The following is a 16,571-nucleotide window of genomic DNA, read 5'->3' as shown; positions in this document are numbered from 1 at the left end:
CGCACGGGCGAGCCGGGGAGGGCGGATGGCTGTGTCGGGTGGTCCCGGGACCGCGGTGCTGCACTCTGCCGACCCGGCGGTCGTGGTGCAGGTCCGCCACCTCGCGGAGCTGGCCGGCGTCGGGCTGCGCGTGGCGCCGCCGGAGGAGGGGGTGCCGGAGGACCACGCGTGGGCCGCGCTGACGATCGTCCACGACGCGGGCTCCCCGCCCGGGGCGGACCGGCTCGAGCTGTACGCGCCGGCGGGAGACGCCGACGTCCCGGCCGCCGTCGTCCTGCCCGGCGAGGCCGAGGTGCTGCTCGACGCGCTCGTCGGCACGGCCGGTTCTCGCCGGGCGCGGACCATTGGCGTGGTCGCGGCCCACGGCGGGGCGGGGGCGACGGTCCTGGCCGCGGCACTCGCCCGGGCGTGCGTCCAGGTGGGGGCGGCGACGGCGCTCGTGGATCTCGACCCGGCCGGCGGCGGTCTGGACCTGCTGCTCGGGCTCGAGCACGACCCGGGCCAGCGATGGGCGGACGTGCAGGCCGCGCAGGGCGCGCTGCTGCCCGAGCGACTCGCTCTCGCGCTGCCGCAGTGGCACCTCGTCCGCGTGCTGTCCGGGGACCGGCGCGGTGGTGCCGGTGCGCCGGACGTGGCGCGGGGGGCGGTGCGGGCACTCACGCAGGGGCACGACGTCGTCCTGCTGGACCTGCCACGGCAGGTCCTCGCCCCCGGTCCCAGGTGCGAGTGGCTCGGTGGGTGCACCGACGTGGTGCTGGTCGGCCGGGACGACGTCCGCGGCGCGGCGGCGGTGATCGCCGCGGCGGCCACCCTCACCGGGCACATCCGCACCCACCTCGTGGTGCGGACCCGGACCACGGACATGGGTGCGGCGGAGGAGATCGCCGACTGGGCCGGCGTCGAGCTGGCGGCCCGCATGCGCGACGAACGCGCGCTGCCGGCCGGCATCGAGCACGGCGTGACCCCGGGGGACCAGCGCCGCGGACACCTGCTGGTGACCGCCCGCGCCCTCGTGGACCGGATGGGGCTGGGCCGGTGAGCACGGTGGAACCCGCCGTCGCCCAGGTGCGTGCGGCCCTCGCCCGCGGTGCCACGATGCCCGCCGCCCTCACCACGGCGCCGCTGGGAGCCCGCGGCCTGCTGCGGCTCGACACGGAGGTGCGCGCCGAGCTGCACGGCGCGGGCCCGGTCCTGCAGCCGTGGTTGGAGGATCCGGCGGTCACGGACGTGCTGGTCAACGGCACCGACGGCGTCTGGGTCGACCGCGGCGAAGGGCTCGAACGTGTCGGGGGAACCTTTCCCGATGCGGCGGCGGTGCGGGCCTTGGCGACCCGGCTCGCCGCGGCGTGCGGTCAGCGGCTCGACGACGCGAGCCCCGTCGTCGAGGGCACCCTGCCGGACGGCACCCGACTGCACGCCGTCCTGCCACCGCTGTCCGCGGGCGGCACGCTCATCTCGTTGCGGACGCACCGGACCCGGACCTTCACCCTGCCCGAGCTGGTCGCCTCGGGCACGGTCGTGGCCCCGCTGGAGCCGGTCCTGCGCGCCCTCGTGGCGCGGCGGGCCAACGTGCTCGTCTCGGGTGCCACCGGGTCGGGCAAGACGACGCTGCTCGCGACGTTGCTCTCCCTCGTGGGCGCCGACGAGCGGATCATCTGCATCGAGGAGTCGGCCGAGCTGCGCCCCGACCACCCGCACGTCGTCCACCTGCAGGTGCGGCGGGCGAACGTCCAACAGGTCGGTGAGGTGCCACTGCGCACCCTCGTCCGGGCAGCGATGCGGATGCGGCCGGACCGCCTGGTGCTCGGGGAGTGTCGTGGCGCCGAGGTGCGGGACGTGCTCGGCGCGCTCAACACCGGGCACGACGGCGGCTGGGCCACGCTGCACGCGAACGCCGCCGCCGACGTGCCGGCGAGGCTCGTCGCGCTGGGATCGCTAGCCGGGATGGTCGAGTCGACCGTGGCGGCCCAGGCCGCCAGCGCGCTCGACGCCGTCCTGCACCTGCGACGCACCGCGGGCCGGCGGCGGCTGGTCGAGATCGGCGTGCTGCGCCGCGCCGGCGGAGCACTGAGCGGGGAACTCGCACTGTCGTGGCACGACGGAGAGGTGCGGGTCGGGCCGGGCTGGCCGTCGCTGGCGGAGCGCCTCGACCTGCCGGAGCGGGACATCTGTGCGTCGATCGTGTCCGCGTCGATCGTGCCCGCGTCGGCTGTGCCCGCCACGGCCGCGGGCCGCCACGCGATAACGGTCCCGTGATCGCGGTCGCCGTGGCGGTGTTGCTCGCCGTGGCGGTGGGGGTGCTCGTCGCGCCCGCCCGGTCGCTGCGACCGCGTGCGGGCGGGGGCGGTGCACGGTGGCGGCTCCCCGGCGGTCGCCGACCTGGGCGGCGGCCCGAGATCGACCTCGGCGTGCTGGTCACCGAGGTCGCGACACGGCTGCGGACGGGTGCCGATGTCGAGAGCGCATGGGGTCGGACGTTCGCGCGTGCGGGCCTGCTGACCGGGGCCGGGACCACCCAGCCGGCCGGCACCGGGCGTGGCCTGATCGGGGACGACGGTGTGCCCCACCCGCTGCTCGATCTCGCCACCCGGGCAGGCTCGCATGGTCCGCTCCTCGATCTCGCCACCCGGGCAGGCTCGCCTGGCCCGCTCCTCGCCTGGCGGACCAAGGGTCCGGTGCTGGGGGCGACCGCCGACGGTGCGTTGCCGGGCGCCGTCGCCGCCTGCCGCCTCACCCACGAGATCGGTGCCCCGCTGGCCGAGGTGCTCGAGCGCTGCGCGGCGGGCATCACCGAGGCGGGCCAAGCTCGTGCTGCGCGCGCCGTCGCGCTGGCGGGTCCCCGTTCGACGGCTCGGCTACTCGGCTGGCTCCCGCTGCTCGGTCTCGCGCTCGGGGTGGCCGTGGGCGCCGACCCGGTCGCCGTCCTGCTCGACGGGCGGCTCGGCACCCTGTGCCTCGCGCTGGGGCTCGGCTTCATGGGGGTCGGCCGCTGGTGGGTGGCGTCGCTCGAGCGGAGGGCCCGGACCGCAGGGACGCAGCCCGCCGGACGGGCCGACGGCCGCGGCCTCGGCCGCCCCGTCCGGGTGCGGCCCGCGCAGGCCCCGGCTCGTCGACACCGAGTTCCCGTCCCGCCGATCTCGAGCTCCGACCGAGGTGGCCCACCGTGACGATCCTGGTGGCCGCGCTCGTCGTGCTGGCCGCCGCACCCTGGGTGCTCGGCGTGCGCCGTGGGGTGCGACCGACCCGTGGGGGTGCACGGCGGGTCGGTCGGCGTCGGAGCGTGCTCGGCGAGATCGACACGGCCGTGCTCCTGGACCTCGCGGACGCGGCGCTCGCGGCCGGTGCATCGGTGCCCGGCACCCTGCAGGCGCTCGGCCACGCGCTCGAGGGCACCGTGGCGAGCCCGGCCCCGGGTCGGCAGGGAAGCGGTGGCGCCCTGCGCCAGGCCGGTACCGCCCTGCTCCTGGGGGCGCCGTGGGACGAGGCGTGGGCGGGGGCGCCCGCGGTGCTCGCGCCGCTCGCCGACGCGCTCGAGCCGGCGTGGGCGGACGGGGTCGCGCCCGGGCCGCTGGTGCGGCGCGCCGCGGACACGGTGCGCGCCGGTCGGCACGGGCAGGCGCAGGAGGCGGCCGCCCGCCTCGGCGTGTGGCTGGTGCTGCCGCTCGGGATCTGTTTCCTACCCGCCTTCGTGCTCCTGGGCATCATCCCGGTCGTCCTCGCCGTCGGCGGCGGACTGTTCTGAGGACATTGGGAAGTCTGAGTTTGACCCCTGGGAAGCAGAAGTCGGCCCCCAGACACCCGCCGATCCTGGACGAGGGGACGACGGTCCCGCCGACGAGATCCTGAGGTACCTGCGAAACCGGTGAGGCTGGAACTACCTTCGTGACCTGGCCGGGGCACGGGCGCCGTGGGACGCGTTCGCCGACCACCACGGCCTGAAGTCCGAGCACCTCGACGAGCGGGTCGACCGTGGGCAGTCCGGCGGGCCCGGTCTCGCTGCGGTAGCGGTGGCGCATCAGCCAGACCGGGGCGCCGGGCTCGGCGGACGTGTCGACCCCGTCCACGAGGATCCGGGGGGAGTCGTGGAAGCTCCGCCGCTCGGCCCCGCCCTGGCCCGCACTGTGGTGAGCATTGGCTGGTGATAGACCTGCAAATGCTCACCACAGTGCGGGCAGGAGGGGTTGGGGGGCGCTGGGGACGCACGATTCGCGGTGGATGCCGGCGGGCACGTCCGGCCTCGTGATGATCGCGCGAAACCACTCCGTCCACAGCCGGCACGACGTCCCCGGCGCGGCCGACCCCGCTCGAACCAGGCTCATGGGTGGCGGCCGGCAGCTGGCCGGTCGCCGGAGCGGGCCGAGTGAGGCCCTGACGGAAGGAGACAACCATGAGAACCCTGGGCAGGCGCTGGGGCCGGGTGCGGGCGGCGATGAGCCGGCGGACCGCGCCCCTGCGGGAGGCGGGTGAGGCGGGTATGGCGACCGCCGAGTACGCGGTAGGGACGGTGGCGGCGGCGTCGCTCGCCGGGGTCCTGATCGCGATCCTCAAGAGCGACTGGGTCCGCGAGCTGATCTCGGCCCTCATCCGCACGGCTCTTGGGCTGGGATGACGCCGATCCCACGCCCGACGGCGGGTGGGGGCGGCCGCCCCCCCCCGCCGTCGGGCGGCCGAGCACGGCGGGAACGTGGCATGGTCACGGCCGAACTGGCGCTGGTCCTGCCGGGCGTCGTGCTGCTGCTGGTGGTGCTGCTGACGGCGGCAGCCGCGGCACTCACCCAGGTGCGCGTCGCCGACGCCGCCCGCTCCGGGGCGCGGGCCGCAGCCCTGGGCGAGCCCGGTGCCGCGGTGGCTGAGCTCGCCCGCGAGCTGGCCGGGCCGGCCGCCCGGGTACGGGTGGGAACCGACGGCGGGTACGTCGTCGTCGACGTCGAGCAAGACCTGCCCGGACTGCTCGGCCTGGCCGGACTGCGGGCGAGCGCCTCGGCCCGGGCGTTGCCCGAACCGGGGGAGGGCTGATGAGGGGCCACGACGAACGCGGGTCGGGGACGGTGCTCGGACTCGGTCTGGTCGCGGCGCTGCTGGTCCTCGCGCTCGCCGTCGCCGGCCTCGCGGCCGCGGTCCACGCACGGGGCACCGCACAGACCGCGGCGGACCTGGGCGCGCTCGCGGCGGCGACCGCGCTGCAACGCCCCCTCGGACTGCAACGACCCCTCGGACCCGACGCCTGTGGCGTCGCGCGGCGGGTGGTCGCGGCCAACAGCGCCGAGCTCTTCAGGTGCCGGGTGTCGGGCGAGGAGGTCGAGGTGGTGGCCCACGTCGCCGTTGCCGGGGACCTCCCGCCGGCGCGTGCCCATGCCCGGGCCGGTCCGGCCGGGTGAGGGGGCGGCCCGGCCTTGCGGCGTCGGGTGAGGGGGCGGCCCGGCCTACGGCGCTGCCGGGCGGTCAGCCCGGCGGTGCCACCGACAGGAGCAGCCGCAGCAGTTTCACGGCCGCATGCTTGTCGAGGGGTGAGTTGCCGTTGCCGCACTTGGGCGACTGCACGCAGCTGGGGCAGCCGTCCGGGCACGAGCAGGCCGTGATCGCGTCGAGCGTGGCCTGCGCCCATGCCCGGGCCGCGCGGTACCCCCGCTCGGCAAACCCCGCGCCGCCGGGGTACCCGTCGTGCACGAACACGGTGGGCTGCCCGGTCTGCGGATGGACCGCCGTCGACAGGCCTCCGATGTCCCACCGGTCGCACGTGGCGAGCAGCGGCAGCAGCCCGATCGAGGCGTGCTCGGCCGCGTGGAGCGCGCCGGGCAGCGCGTCCTTACCCACTCCGGCCGACGCGCACGCCCGCTCCGACAGCGTCCACCACACCGCCGTCGTCGGCAGCACCCGTTCCGGCATGTCGAGGGGGTAGGAGCCCGCGATGTCCAGGCCCGGCACCCGGCGCCGGTCGTAGCCGGTGACGTGGCTCGTGACCTCGACGTCACCGAAGGACCACCGCACCGTGGCCGTCCCGTCGCTCCAGTCCTCGTGCGCCCGCGTGCTCACGATCCGCACGGAGGACGTCGAGCGGGCCTTGGTCCGGTGCGCCACGTCGGCGTCGGCGTGCACGAGAGCGACGTCGTCCTCGAGCGCGTCGACGACGAACGTGCGCCCCTGGTGCACGTACACCGCGCCGGGGTGCACCGTGGCGTCCGCGCGGGTGCCGTCCACCGTGCCGAGCACGGTCCCGGTCCCGGCCTCCACCACCTGCACCGGCCGCGCGGACCCGCCGCGCAAGGAGGTGAGGTCCTGCGGCCGCTCCGGGCGGGCGAAGTTCCAGAACCACCCGTTCGGACGACGGCGCAGCAGGCCGCGCGCGACGAGATCGGTGAGCAGACGCTCGTCCGGGAGCCCGAACAGCGGCAGGTCCGCCTCGGTCAGCGGGGTCTCCGCGGCGGCTGCGCACAGGTGCGGCGCGAGGACGTACGGGTTCGTGGGGTCGAACGTGGTCGCCTCCACCCCGGCGTCGAAGATGGCCTCGGGGTGGTGCACGAGGTAGCCGTCGAGCGGGTCCTCGCTCGCCACCAGCACCGCGACGCCGTCGGCACCGGCGCGTCCGGCCCGCCCGGCCTGCTGCCACATCGACACCCGGGTGCCCGGCCAGCCGGCGATGACGACGGCGTCCAGTCCCGCCACGTCCACGCCCAGCTCGAGCGCGTTGGTGGTGGCCAGGGCGAGCAGCTCCCCGGTGCGCAACGCCCGCTCGAGCTCCCGGCGCTCCTCGGGCAGGTACCCGCCGCGATACGCGGCCACCCGCGCCCGCAGCGAGGGATCGACCTCGCCGAGGCGGCGCCGGGTCTGCTCGGCGATCGACTCCGCGCCGTAACGCGAGCGCACGAACGCCAACGAGCGGGCCCCGGCAGTGACGAGATCGGCCAGCAGCTCAGCGGCCTCCGCGATGGCCGAGCGACGCGGACCGTCCAGCTCCGCCTCGGACGCGGCGTCGTCGGCCGGCAGGTCCACCCCCTGTCCCGGCCACGACGCCCCCCGCGCCGCGGACAGTGCGGGCTGCCACAAGGCGATGCTGCGCCGCCCAGCCGGCGCGGCGTCGTCGGTCACGGCGACGATCTCCTCCTGGGCCACCCCGATCAGACGGGCGGCCGTCAGAGCCGGCTCCGCCGTCGTCGCGGACGCGCAGATCACGGTGGGCCTGGCCCCGTAGTGCGCGGCCAGGCGCAGCAGCCGGCGCAGCACCAGGGCCACGTGGGCGCCGAGCACGCCCCGGTAGGCATGGCACTCGTCGAGGACGACGTAGCGCAGCCCCCGCAGCAGCCGCCGCCAGCGCCGGTGCCCCGGCAGCATCGAGAAGTGGAGGAAGTCGGGGTTCGACAGGACGACGTCGGCGTGGTCGCGCGCCCAGTCACGCTCACTCAACGGGGTGTCCCCGTCGCAGGTGGTGACGCGGACGCTGCGGAGCCGGGCGGCGTCGAGCAGGCGCTGCAGGCCGACGAGCTGGTCGGCGGCGAGCGCCTTGGTGGGGGAGAGATAGAGCGTGGTCGGGCGGCGGGCATAGGCGCCGATCCGGCCCGCGTCCGGGCTCGCGGCCTGCGCGGCTCCCGCCCGCACCGCCGAGAGGACCGGCAACCACGCCGCGAGGGACTTCCCCGAGCCGGTGCCGGTCGCGATGACGGTGTGCCGGCCCTGCCAGGCGGCGTCCGCCGCCGTGGCCTGGTGGACCCAGGGCGCGGTGACACCCGTGCGCCGGTAGCCCGCGACGACGTCGTCGTCCGCCCATGACGGCCACGGCGCCGTGCGGCCCGTCCGGGCCGGGATCTGCTCGAGGTGCACCAGCCGACCGTCGCGCGCCCCCAGGGAACGCAACAGGTCGAGGAGGTCAGGTGCGGGCACATCCCCAGTGTGCGCCGCCGGTGTGACATACCCGGTGCGGGCTCTCGGGACCCGGCCCGGACGTCGGGACCTTGGTCCCTTCTGGCGCCCTTTCGGGCGCAGTACGTACACAACATGTAGTGGCTATCGACGCGACACGCCACAAGATGATGTGGTGAAGAGGGATGGTGGTCGTATGTTGACATGCGACACCCCCCCCGCACCGGCGGGCTCACGACGAGGAGAGACGATGACGACGTACGACGCACCTGGCGCCGAGGCTGTTGACCCCACCACCACGATCGAGGAGTACCTCAGCCGGGCGGATTGGCGCGTCAACGCCAACGCGAACCAGGGCTACTCCCTGGGCGGGCTGATCCTGAACACCTCCGGCAAGGTCATCGCCAACTACTGGCTCGACAAGGTCTTCAGCAACGCGGCCGGCACCGCCCACCGCGAGGGCGACCTGCACATCCACGACCTGGACATGCTCTCCGGCTACTGCGCCGGCTGGTCCCTGCGCCGCCTCATCGAGGAGGGCTTCAACGGCGTCAGCGGCAAGGTCTCCTCCTCCGCGCCGAAGCACTTCTCCTCCGCCGCCGGGCAGATCGTCAACTTCCTCGGCACGCTGCAGAACGAGTGGGCGGGCGCGCAGGCGTTCAGCTCCTTCGACACCTACATGGCCCCGTTCGTGCGGCTCGACTCGATGTCCTTCGAGGACGTCAAGCAGAACCTGCAGGAGATGATCTTCAACCTCAACGTGCCCTCCCGCTGGGGCGGCCAGGCGCCGTTCACCAACCTCACCTTCGACTGGGTCTGCCCCGACGACCTCAGGGAGCAGGTGCCGCTGATCGGGGGCGACGTCGTCGACTTCACCTACGGTGACCTGCAGGCCGAGATGGACCTCATCAACAGGGCGTTCATGGAGGTCATGACGGACGGCGACGCCGACGGTCGCGTCTTCACGTTCCCGATCCCCACGTACAACATCACCAAGGACTTCGAGTGGGACAGCCCCAACGCCGATCTCCTCTTCACCATGACCGCCAAGTACGGGCTGCCCTACTTCCAGAACTTCATCAACTCCGAGCTCGACCCCGGCATGATCCGCTCGATGTGCTGCCGGCTCCAGCTCGACCTGCGTGAGCTCCTCAAGCGGGGCAACGGGCTGTTCGGCTCCGCCGAGCTGACCGGCTCCGTCGGCGTGGTCACCATCAACATGGCCCGCCTCGGCTACCTCCACGCCTCGGACGAGGCCGGGCTGATCGCGCGCCTGGACGAGCTCATGGACCTGGGCAGCGACGTCCTCGAGCGGCGTCGCGAGACGGTGCAGCACCTCATCGACGGCGGCCTCTACCCGTACACGAAGCGCTATCTCGGCAACCTCAACAACCACTTCTCGACGCTCGGCGTCAACGGCATGAACGAGATGGTCCGCAACTTCTCCCTCGGCGAGTACGACCTCACCGACCCCCGCGGGCACGAGCTGAGCGTGCGGATCCTCGACCACGTGCGCGACAAGATGGTCGACTACCAGGAGGCCACGGGGAACATGTACAACCTCGAGGCGACGCCGGCCGAGGGCACCACCTACCGCTTCGCCAAGGAGGACCGCAAGCGCTTCCCCGGCATCATCCAGGCGGGCACGGACACCAACCCGTACTACACCAACTCCTCCCAGCTCCCGGTCGGCTTCACCGACGACCCCTTCGAGGCGCTGGAGCAGCAGGAGGAGCTGCAGGCCAAGTACACCGGCGGCACCGTCCTGCACCTGTACATGAACGAGAAGATCTCCTCGGCCCAGGCCTGCAAGGAGCTCGTGCGTCGCTCGCTCACCCACTTCCGGCTGCCCTACATCACCATCACCCCGACGTTCTCCATCTGCCCGAACCACGGTTACCTCTCCGGCGAGCACTTCACCTGCGAGCGCTGCGCGGCCGAGCACCCGGACTCGGCGCCGGTCGTGTGCGAGGTGTGGACGCGGGTCATGGGCTACTTCCGCCCGGTGGCCTCGTTCAACATCGGCAAGAAGGGTGAGTACGCCGAGCGGGAGATGTTCACCGAGGCGGCCGCGGGCTCGCGCTCGTCCGTCGCCCCGCTCGACGCCGTCGACCCGTTCGTCCTCGCGCTCGACGTCGAGGCGTCCCTCGCGTGAGCGTGGCCGGCCCGGCCGCTGCGGTGGAGACCGCCGACGCGCACGCTCAGGACGGCGCGCACGCTCTCGACCCCGCGGACCTGCAGGTGGCGGGACTGAGCAAGCTCTCCACCGTCGACTGGCCGGGCCGGCTCGCCGCAACCCTGTTCCTCCAGGGCTGCCCGTGGGACTGCACGTACTGCCACAACCCCACGCTGATCCCGCCCCGGACCCCCGGTGCGCTGTCCTGGCAGGCGATCGAGGAGTTCCTCGGCCGGCGCCGCGGGCTGCTCGACGGCGTCGTCTTCTCCGGCGGGGAGGCGACGCGCCAGCTCCAGCTGCTCCCCGCCGTCGCCCGGGTGCGCGAGCTCGGCTTCGGCGTCGGGCTGCACACGGCGGGGCCGTACCCGCGGCGCCTGGCCGCGGTGCTGCCGCACGTGGACTGGGTCGGGATCGACGTCAAGGCGCTGCCGCAGGACTACCCGGCGATCGCCGGCCGCGCCGCCGTCGGGGCACTGGCGTGGGAATCGCTCGACCTGGTCCTCGCCGCCGGCGTCGACCACGAGGTCCGCACGACCATCCACCCCGGTTCGGCGGCCGAGGCCGACGCCGTCGAGATCGCCCGGCGGGTCCGGGACCGGGGCGCCCGGGTGTTCGCGCTGCAGCAGGCGCGCACGCTCGGCACCCGGGAGGAGTTCGCCGCGGCCGCGCAGCGGTGGGACGACGCCGCGTGGAACGCCCGCGCGGCGGAGCTCGCGGCGCAGATCGAGCGGCTCGGCTTCGAGCAGTTCACCTTCCGGCCGGCCTGACCGGGGATGGGTGGGGGCGGGGAGTTCTCCCCATACAGACCCGCGCCGCCGGCAGATGCGACGTGCCACGATGGGCCGTCACCGTCACCGTCACCGTCACCGTCACCGTCCACGGCTCAGGGGGAACCGAGTGCACCTGTCGCTCGACCGGCGAGCCATGGAGGGCATCACGATCATCCGGGTCTCGGGTGAGGTCGACGGCGGCTCCGCCGAACGCCTCGATGACGAGGTCGAGGTGGCGCTCGACCCCATGCCGGCACATCTGATCGTGGACCTCGCCGCCGTCACCTTCATCGACTCCGCCGGCGTGCGGGCCGTCCTGCGCAAGCGTGCGACGACCGTCGCGTTGGACACCCACCTGCACGTGGTCGTCACCGGCGCGGCGCGCAAGGTCTTCGACCTCACCGGGCTCGCCGAGGGCATGCCGCTGCACCCCACGCTCGAGGACGCGCTCGGAGCGATCCGCCTCATGCGCGCGGACCTGCAGTAACGCCCCGTCGCCGGCCCGGCCGCGTGCCGAACGTCACAGCGACGTCTTTCGAGCGGGTAGGCTCCGCATTTGTCGAAGACCCGGGCCATGGAGCACCGGGCGTCAGGTCAGGAGTAGTCGCATGCTCGAGCTGGGGAGCACCAGCATCGCCATCGTCGCCGCCATCGCGGCGATAGCCGTCGTCGCGCTGGTCGTCGCGGTGGTGTTCCGGCGCCAGGTCCTTGCGGCCGACCCGGGCACCCCGCGGATGCAGGAGATCGCCGGCGCGATCGAGGAGGGCGCGCAGGCGTACCTGCGCCGCCAGTTCCGCACGTTGGGGATCTTCGCCGTCATCGTCTTCGGGCTGCTCTTCCTGCTGCCGGCCGACCCCGAGATCAGGATCGGCCGGGCGATCGCGTTCCTCTTCGGCGCCGGGTTCTCGGCGGCCATCGGCTACCTCGGCATGTCGCTCGCGGTGCGGGCCAACGTCCGCGTCGCCGCGTCCGCCACCCGGCCGGACGGTCGGGCCGAGGGCGCCCGGATCGCGTTCCGCACCGGCGGCGTCGTCGGCATGAGCGTCGTGGGGCTGGGCCTGCTCGGCGCGGCCGGCGTCGTGCTCGTGTACCGCGGCGACGCCCCCGCCGTCCTCGAAGGCTTCGGCTTCGGTGCCGCGTTGCTCGCGATGTTCATGCGGGTCGGCGGCGGCATCTTCACCAAGGCGGCCGACGTCGGTGCGGACCTGGTCGGCAAGGTCGAGCAGGGCATCCCGGAGGACGACCCGCGCAACGCCGCCACCATCGCGGACAACGTGGGCGACAACGTCGGCGACTGCGCCGGCATGGCCGCCGACCTCTTCGAGTCCTACGCGGTCATGCTCGTGGCGTCCCTCATCCTGGGCAAGGCGGCCATGGGCGAGCAGGGCCTCATCCTCCCCCTGATCATCACCGCCGTCGGGGCGATCGTGGCGCTGCTCGGTGTCGCCGTGACCCGGGTGCGCGGCGAGGAGTCCGGCCTGACGGCGATCTACCGCGGCTTCTACGTCTCCGCGCTCGCCGGCGTCGTCCTCGCCGCGATCGGCACCTACCTCTACCTGCCCGGCTCGTTCGGCGAGATCCCCGGCGTCTCCGCGGAGCTCCTCGACAAGAGCGGCGACCCGCGGCTCATGGTGAGCGCCGCCGTCCTCATCGGCGTGGTCCTCGCCGGCGTGATCCTGTGGCTGACCGGGTACTTCACCGGCACCACCTCCAGCCCCACCCGGCACGTCGCGTCCACGTCCCGCACCGGTGCGGCGACCGTGGTGCTCTCCGGCATCGGCGTCGGCTTCCAGTCGGCCGTCTACACCGCCGGCATCATCGCCGCGGCCATCTGTGCCGCGTTCCTCATCGCGGGGGGCAGCGTCTGGCTCTCCCTCTTCCTCATCGCGATCGCCGGCTGCGGGCTGCTGACCACGGTCGGCGTCATCGTCGCCATGGACACCTTCGGACCGGTCAGCGACAACGCGCAGGGCATCGCCGAGATGTCCGGCGACGTCGACGAGGCCGGCGCCCAGATCCTGACCGACCTCGACGCCGTCGGCAACACCACCAAGGCGATCACCAAGGGCATCGCCATCGCGACCGCCGTCCTGGCCGCCACCGCGCTCTTCGGCTCCTACGCCGACACCGTCAAGACCGCCCTCGCCGAGATCACCGACTCAGGCACGCAGGTGGCCGGCGGGATCGTCGGCGCGATGGTCACGTACGAGATCATCTCCCCGATCACCCTGGTGGGCGTGATCCTCGGCGGCGCCACGGTGTTCCTCTTCTCCGGCCTCGCGATCGACGCCGTCACCCGCGCCGCCGGCGCGATCGTCTTCGAGGTGCGACGCCAGTTCCGGGACTTCCCCGGGATCATGACGGGCGAGGTCCGCCCCGACTACGCCCGGGTCGTGGACATCTGCACCCGGGACTCCCTGCGCGAGCTCGCCACCCCCGGCCTCCTCGCCGCGTTCGCACCGGTCGCCGTCGGCTTCGGCCTGGGCGTCGGTCCGCTCGCCGGGTTCCTCGGCGGCGCGATCGGCACCGGGGTGCTCCTGGCGGTCTTCCTCGCCAACTCCGGCGGCTCGTGGGACAACGCCAAGAAGATCGTCGAGGACGGCCACTACGGCGGGAAGGGCTCGCCCGCCCACGCCGCCGTCGTCATCGGCGACACCGTCGGCGACCCGTTCAAGGACACCGCCGGCCCCGCCATCAACCCCCTCATCAAGGTGATGAACCTCGTCTCCCTCCTCATCGCGCCCGCGGTGGTGCAGATGAGCGTGCCCGCCGACACCAACCACGCGCTCCGCATCGGCATCGCGCTGGTGGCCACGGCGATCGCGTTCGGTGCCGTCCTGGTCTCCCACCGCCGCGGCGCCACGTCCACCATGGCCGAGGACATCGACAACACCATCGCCACCGAGTCCGTCAGCCACCCCGACCACGCCTGAGAAGCACCGGCCGCACCCCGCGCGGTGCGGCCGGTGGTCGGTGGCGCATCCGTGGGGTGGCCGGGCAGTCGGCGCGCTACGCGGCGGCGGCCGGTGGCGCATCCGTAGGGTGGCGCCCATGCAGACCCCCAGCCCGGCGCCACCGGTCGCCGACCCCGCGGCCGTCGGCCCGCTGCGCGCGGACCTGGCGGGGTACACGCTCGACCACCTGAGCGACCTCGTCGGCCCGGTCGCCGCCGCGGCCCTGCACCGCGAGCAGCGCCTCCCCGCCCTGCGTGCGGCGCGCACCAGCACCGACGCCACCGCGACGCTGCTGCGGGCGTTCATGCTCGGCGACGACGTCACCCGCGCCGAGCTGGACCGGGCACTGCCCGCCACCGGCTCGGCCGGGGCGGAACGCCTCGGCCTGGTGCGGGCCGCCGGTCAGGACGACCACGACGGCGTCCGCGCCCTCGTCGACCTGCGCCCCTACGCGGCCACCGACGCCGGCGGGACCGCGCAGTGGTGGGTCGCCTCGGACCTCGGCGAGCTCGCCACCGGGACGGCCCTGCATGCCGAGCACGTGCTGGGCATCGGCGGCGCGTCCCGCACGCTCGCGCAGATCACCGTGCGCACCCCCGCGCACTCGACCCTGGACCTGGGCACCGGCTGCGGCGTGCAGGCGCTGCACGCGACCCGGCACAGCGACCACGTGGTGGCCACGGACATCTCGCGCCGGGCGCTCGGGTTCGCCGCCTTCAACGCCGCGCTCGCCGGGGAGTGCCTCGACCTGCGGTCCGGCTCGTTGCTCGACCCCGTCGCCGGGGAGGAGTTCGACCTCGTCGTCTCCAACCCACCCTTCGTCATCACCCCGGCCGCCGCGTACGACGCCGGGCTCCCGCTCCTGGAGTACCGCGACGGCGAGCGGGGCGGGGACGACCTCGTCCGCGAGCTCGTCGCCGGCGTCGGCGACCACCTCGCCCCCGGCGGCGTCGCGCAGCTCCTCGGGAACTGGGAGCACCACTCCGGGCAGGACTGGCGCGACCGGGTCGCGGCTTGGCTCCCGGACGGGCTGGACGCGTGGGTGGTCCAGCGCGAGGTGCAGGACCCGGCCGAGTACGTCGAGCTGTGGCTGCGCGACGGCGGTATGCGGCCCGAGGTGGACCGCGCCGGCTACGAGGCCGTGTACGCCGCGTGGCTCGCCGACTTCGCGGCCCGTGGCGTCGACGGGGTGGGCTTCGGCTACGTGCTGCTGCACCGCCCGGACGGCGGACGGCGGCCGTGGCGGCGCGTCGAGGAGGTGACCGGTGCGGTGCGCCAGCCGGTGGGTGCACACCTGGCGGAGGTGCTCGCCGTCCGGGCCTGGCTCGCCGGCCTCGGCGTCGAGGACGAGACCGGGCCCGCCGGCCTCGCGCTGCTCGTACGGGAGCGGCTGCTCGTCCTGCCGGACGTCACCGAGGAACGCTTCCTCACCCCCGGCGGGGCGGACCCGCAGGTGGTGCTGCTGCGCCAGGGCGGGGGCCTGGGGCGGACGGTACGGCCTGGCACCCTGCTGGCCGGAGCCGTGGGGGCGTGCGACGGCGAGCTCACGCTCGGCCAGATCGTGGCCGGGCTCGCGACGCTGCTCGAGGTCCCGGCCGACGACGTGGCCGCCGAGGTGCTGCCCGCCGCCCGGGACCTGCTCGTCGACGGGTTCCTGCGCCCCGCCGGCTGACCGGTCGGCTGCCCCCGAGGAGCGCCACCGGCACATTCCCGGGTCGCTGCGGGGTGCCGCCGTGACGCCGGCTCGAGGGCGTCCCCCTGGAGCTCCTCGGGGTAGTGGGCGGAGGTGCGCTCCTGGGCCAGCCGTTACGGTGGCTCGATGACGTCCCGCGCACGCCGCTCGGCGCTCGTGCTGGCCTCGGTCAGCGGGGCCGCCGCAGTGGGGTGCTGGTGGACGTTCGTCGCGACGCGGCCGGGCCAGCACGTCGACCAGATGGCCCTGATCGCCTCCGGCCTCGGCCGGGTCCGGGTCGCCGGGTACGCCCACGACCTCCTCGACGTCGTGTCCCTGCCGTTCCTGGCGGTCGCGGTCGTGGTGATGGCCGCCGTCGCCCTGGTCCGGGGCCGCTGGCGGCTCGCCCTCGGCGTCCCCCTGATGGTCGCCGCGGCCAACCTGACCACCCAGCTCCTGAAGTACGTGGTCCTGGGCCGCCCGGACCTCGGCTACTCCCAGGGCTTCGCCGAGAACACCCTGCCGAGCGGCCACACCACCGTGGCCGTCTCGGTCGCGGCCGGCGCGCTGCTCGTCACCCCCGCCCGCGGGCGCTGGCTGACCGCGCTCCTGGGCGGCACCTACGCCGCGGCGACCGGCGTGGCCACGATGGCGGGCGGCTGGCACCGGGCCTCCGACGTCGTCGCCGCCGTGCTCGTGGTGGGCGCCTGGGCATTCCTCGCGCAGGCGTTCCTGCGCCCGGAGTCACCGTCCCGGCCGGCCCGCACCCTCGGACTCGTGCTCGCCGTCCTCGGCGCGCTCGGCTGGCTGCTTGCCGGGGCCGCGATGGCGGCGACGCGCGGGTTCGGCCCGGGTCTGGACCGGCCGGAGATGCTGGTCGCCTACGCCGGCGCGAGCGTCGGGGCGGTCGCGACGGTGTGCGCCGTGACGGCGGGGCTGTTGCTGCTCGGGGCCGGGCACGCGGCGCCGACGGCCGCGACCCGGACGCCGGTGGCCGCGCCGGTCTGAGGCACCTGTCGGCCACCGCGCCCGGTCCACCTCGCGCGCCGGCGGACGCCGCACCTCGCCGCGACGATGTACCGTCGGGGCCGAGTCGTGGCGTCTGCCCGGCCCCAGTCAACCAAGGGGCCCCGCCGGCGGGGCCC

14 protein-coding genes are annotated in these 16,571 nt (G+C 74.6%); 13 read left to right on the top strand and 1 reads right to left on the bottom strand.

The genetic code is table 11. The features are described 5' to 3' along the window. Positions 1 to 25 precede the first annotated feature (25 nt). The 7 genes from ssd (at position 26) to ACYC1Z_RS04125 (ending at position 5,378) form a co-directional block, all read left to right on the top strand. Positions 26 to 1,039 (top strand): septum site-determining protein Ssd, encoded by a 1,014-nt coding sequence (ssd, locus tag ACYC1Z_RS04155; RefSeq protein ID WP_461408278.1) that lies wholly within the window; start codon positions 26 to 28, stop codon positions 1,037 to 1,039. Next, positions 1,036 to 2,256 carry a TadA family conjugal transfer-associated ATPase gene (locus ACYC1Z_RS04150; protein ID WP_461408277.1) on the top strand — a complete coding sequence of 407 codons (1,221 nt, stop codon included), beginning with the start codon at positions 1,036 to 1,038 and terminating at the stop codon, positions 2,254 to 2,256. Before ssd ends, ACYC1Z_RS04150 begins: the two co-directional genes overlap by 4 nt. Continuing rightward, positions 2,253 to 3,167 (top strand): hypothetical protein, encoded by a 915-nt coding sequence (locus tag ACYC1Z_RS04145; protein ID WP_461408276.1) that lies wholly within the window; start codon positions 2,253 to 2,255, stop codon positions 3,165 to 3,167. The genes ACYC1Z_RS04150 and ACYC1Z_RS04145 overlap by 4 nt, the downstream gene beginning before the upstream one ends. Further along, positions 3,164 to 3,742, top strand: a complete 579-nt coding sequence (locus ACYC1Z_RS04140; protein ID WP_461408275.1) for a type II secretion system F family protein — start codon at positions 3,164 to 3,166, stop codon at positions 3,740 to 3,742. Before ACYC1Z_RS04145 ends, ACYC1Z_RS04140 begins: the two co-directional genes overlap by 4 nt. Positions 3,743 to 4,387: 645 nt before the next feature. Then, positions 4,388 to 4,609 (top strand): DUF4244 domain-containing protein, encoded by a 222-nt coding sequence (locus ACYC1Z_RS04135; RefSeq protein ID WP_461408274.1) that lies wholly within the window; start codon positions 4,388 to 4,390, stop codon positions 4,607 to 4,609. Positions 4,610 to 4,689: 80 nt separating this feature from the next. Further along, entirely contained in the window at positions 4,690 to 5,016 is a 327-nt protein-coding gene (locus ACYC1Z_RS04130) for a TadE family type IV pilus minor pilin (protein ID WP_461408273.1), read from the top strand. Beyond that, positions 5,016 to 5,378, top strand: a complete 363-nt coding sequence (locus ACYC1Z_RS04125; protein WP_461408272.1) for an Rv3654c family TadE-like protein — start codon at positions 5,016 to 5,018, stop codon at positions 5,376 to 5,378. The genes ACYC1Z_RS04130 and ACYC1Z_RS04125 overlap by 1 nt, the downstream gene beginning before the upstream one ends. A 64-nt stretch (positions 5,379 to 5,442) precedes the next feature. Here the strand turns inward: ACYC1Z_RS04125 and ACYC1Z_RS04120 are convergent, their stop codons facing one another. After that, on the bottom strand, positions 5,443 to 7,875 hold the full coding sequence (locus ACYC1Z_RS04120) for a DEAD/DEAH box helicase (protein WP_461408271.1): 2,433 nt from the start codon (positions 7,873 to 7,875) through the stop codon (positions 5,443 to 5,445). Positions 7,876 to 8,104: 229 nt separating this feature from the next. On the opposite strand from ACYC1Z_RS04120, the gene ACYC1Z_RS04115 reads away from it, so the two are divergent. The 6 genes from ACYC1Z_RS04115 to ACYC1Z_RS04090 all read left to right on the top strand — a co-directional run bounded on the left by ACYC1Z_RS04115 (position 8,105) and on the right by ACYC1Z_RS04090 (position 16,434). Then, complete coding sequence (locus ACYC1Z_RS04115; protein ID WP_461408270.1) at positions 8,105 to 10,009, top strand: ribonucleoside triphosphate reductase; 1,905 nt, start codon at positions 8,105 to 8,107, stop codon at positions 10,007 to 10,009. Then, positions 10,006 to 10,797 carry an anaerobic ribonucleoside-triphosphate reductase activating protein gene (locus ACYC1Z_RS04110; RefSeq protein ID WP_461408269.1) on the top strand — a complete coding sequence of 264 codons (792 nt, stop codon included), beginning with the start codon at positions 10,006 to 10,008 and terminating at the stop codon, positions 10,795 to 10,797. The genes ACYC1Z_RS04115 and ACYC1Z_RS04110 overlap by 4 nt, the downstream gene beginning before the upstream one ends. Positions 10,798 to 10,852: 55 nt before the next feature. Continuing rightward, a complete protein-coding gene (locus ACYC1Z_RS04105) occupies positions 10,853 to 11,287 on the top strand; it encodes an STAS domain-containing protein (protein WP_461408268.1) in 435 nt (144 codons plus the stop codon). A gap of 121 nt (positions 11,288 to 11,408) precedes the next feature. Beyond that, the gene (locus ACYC1Z_RS04100) at positions 11,409 to 13,733 is read left to right on the top strand and encodes a sodium-translocating pyrophosphatase (protein ID WP_461408267.1); all 2,325 of its coding nucleotides are present in this window, start codon (positions 11,409 to 11,411) and stop codon (positions 13,731 to 13,733) included. A 118-nt stretch (positions 13,734 to 13,851) separates the two neighbouring features. Beyond that, complete coding sequence (locus tag ACYC1Z_RS04095; RefSeq protein WP_461408266.1) at positions 13,852 to 15,426, top strand: DUF7059 domain-containing protein; 1,575 nt, start codon at positions 13,852 to 13,854, stop codon at positions 15,424 to 15,426. Between the two features lie 147 nt (positions 15,427 to 15,573). Continuing rightward, positions 15,574 to 16,434 carry a phosphatase PAP2 family protein gene (locus ACYC1Z_RS04090; protein WP_461408265.1) on the top strand — a complete coding sequence of 287 codons (861 nt, stop codon included), beginning with the start codon at positions 15,574 to 15,576 and terminating at the stop codon, positions 16,432 to 16,434. The last annotated feature ends 137 nt before the right edge of the window (positions 16,435 to 16,571 follow it).

It is taken from the genome of Georgenia sp., from assembly GCF_054605595.1.
This window is presented reverse-complemented; position numbering and strand designations above follow the sequence as displayed.

Coding starts and splice junctions, on each gene's coding strand:
- ACYC1Z_RS04135 (WP_461408274.1), top strand. CDS start 4,388: ATGAGAACCCTGGGCAGGCGCTGGGGCCGGGTGCGGGCGGCGATGAGC.
- ACYC1Z_RS04105 (WP_461408268.1), top strand. CDS start 10,853: ATGCGACGTGCCACGATGGGCCGTCACCGTCACCGTCACCGTCACCGT.
- ACYC1Z_RS04095 (WP_461408266.1), top strand. CDS start 13,852: ATGCAGACCCCCAGCCCGGCGCCACCGGTCGCCGACCCCGCGGCCGTC.
- ACYC1Z_RS04115 (WP_461408270.1), top strand. CDS start 8,105: ATGACGACGTACGACGCACCTGGCGCCGAGGCTGTTGACCCCACCACC.
- ssd (WP_461408278.1), top strand. CDS start 26: ATGGCTGTGTCGGGTGGTCCCGGGACCGCGGTGCTGCACTCTGCCGAC.
- ACYC1Z_RS04125 (WP_461408272.1), top strand. CDS start 5,016: ATGAGGGGCCACGACGAACGCGGGTCGGGGACGGTGCTCGGACTCGGT.
- ACYC1Z_RS04130 (WP_461408273.1), top strand. CDS start 4,690: ATGGTCACGGCCGAACTGGCGCTGGTCCTGCCGGGCGTCGTGCTGCTG.
- ACYC1Z_RS04100 (WP_461408267.1), top strand. CDS start 11,409: ATGCTCGAGCTGGGGAGCACCAGCATCGCCATCGTCGCCGCCATCGCG.
- ACYC1Z_RS04090 (WP_461408265.1), top strand. CDS start 15,574: ATGACGTCCCGCGCACGCCGCTCGGCGCTCGTGCTGGCCTCGGTCAGC.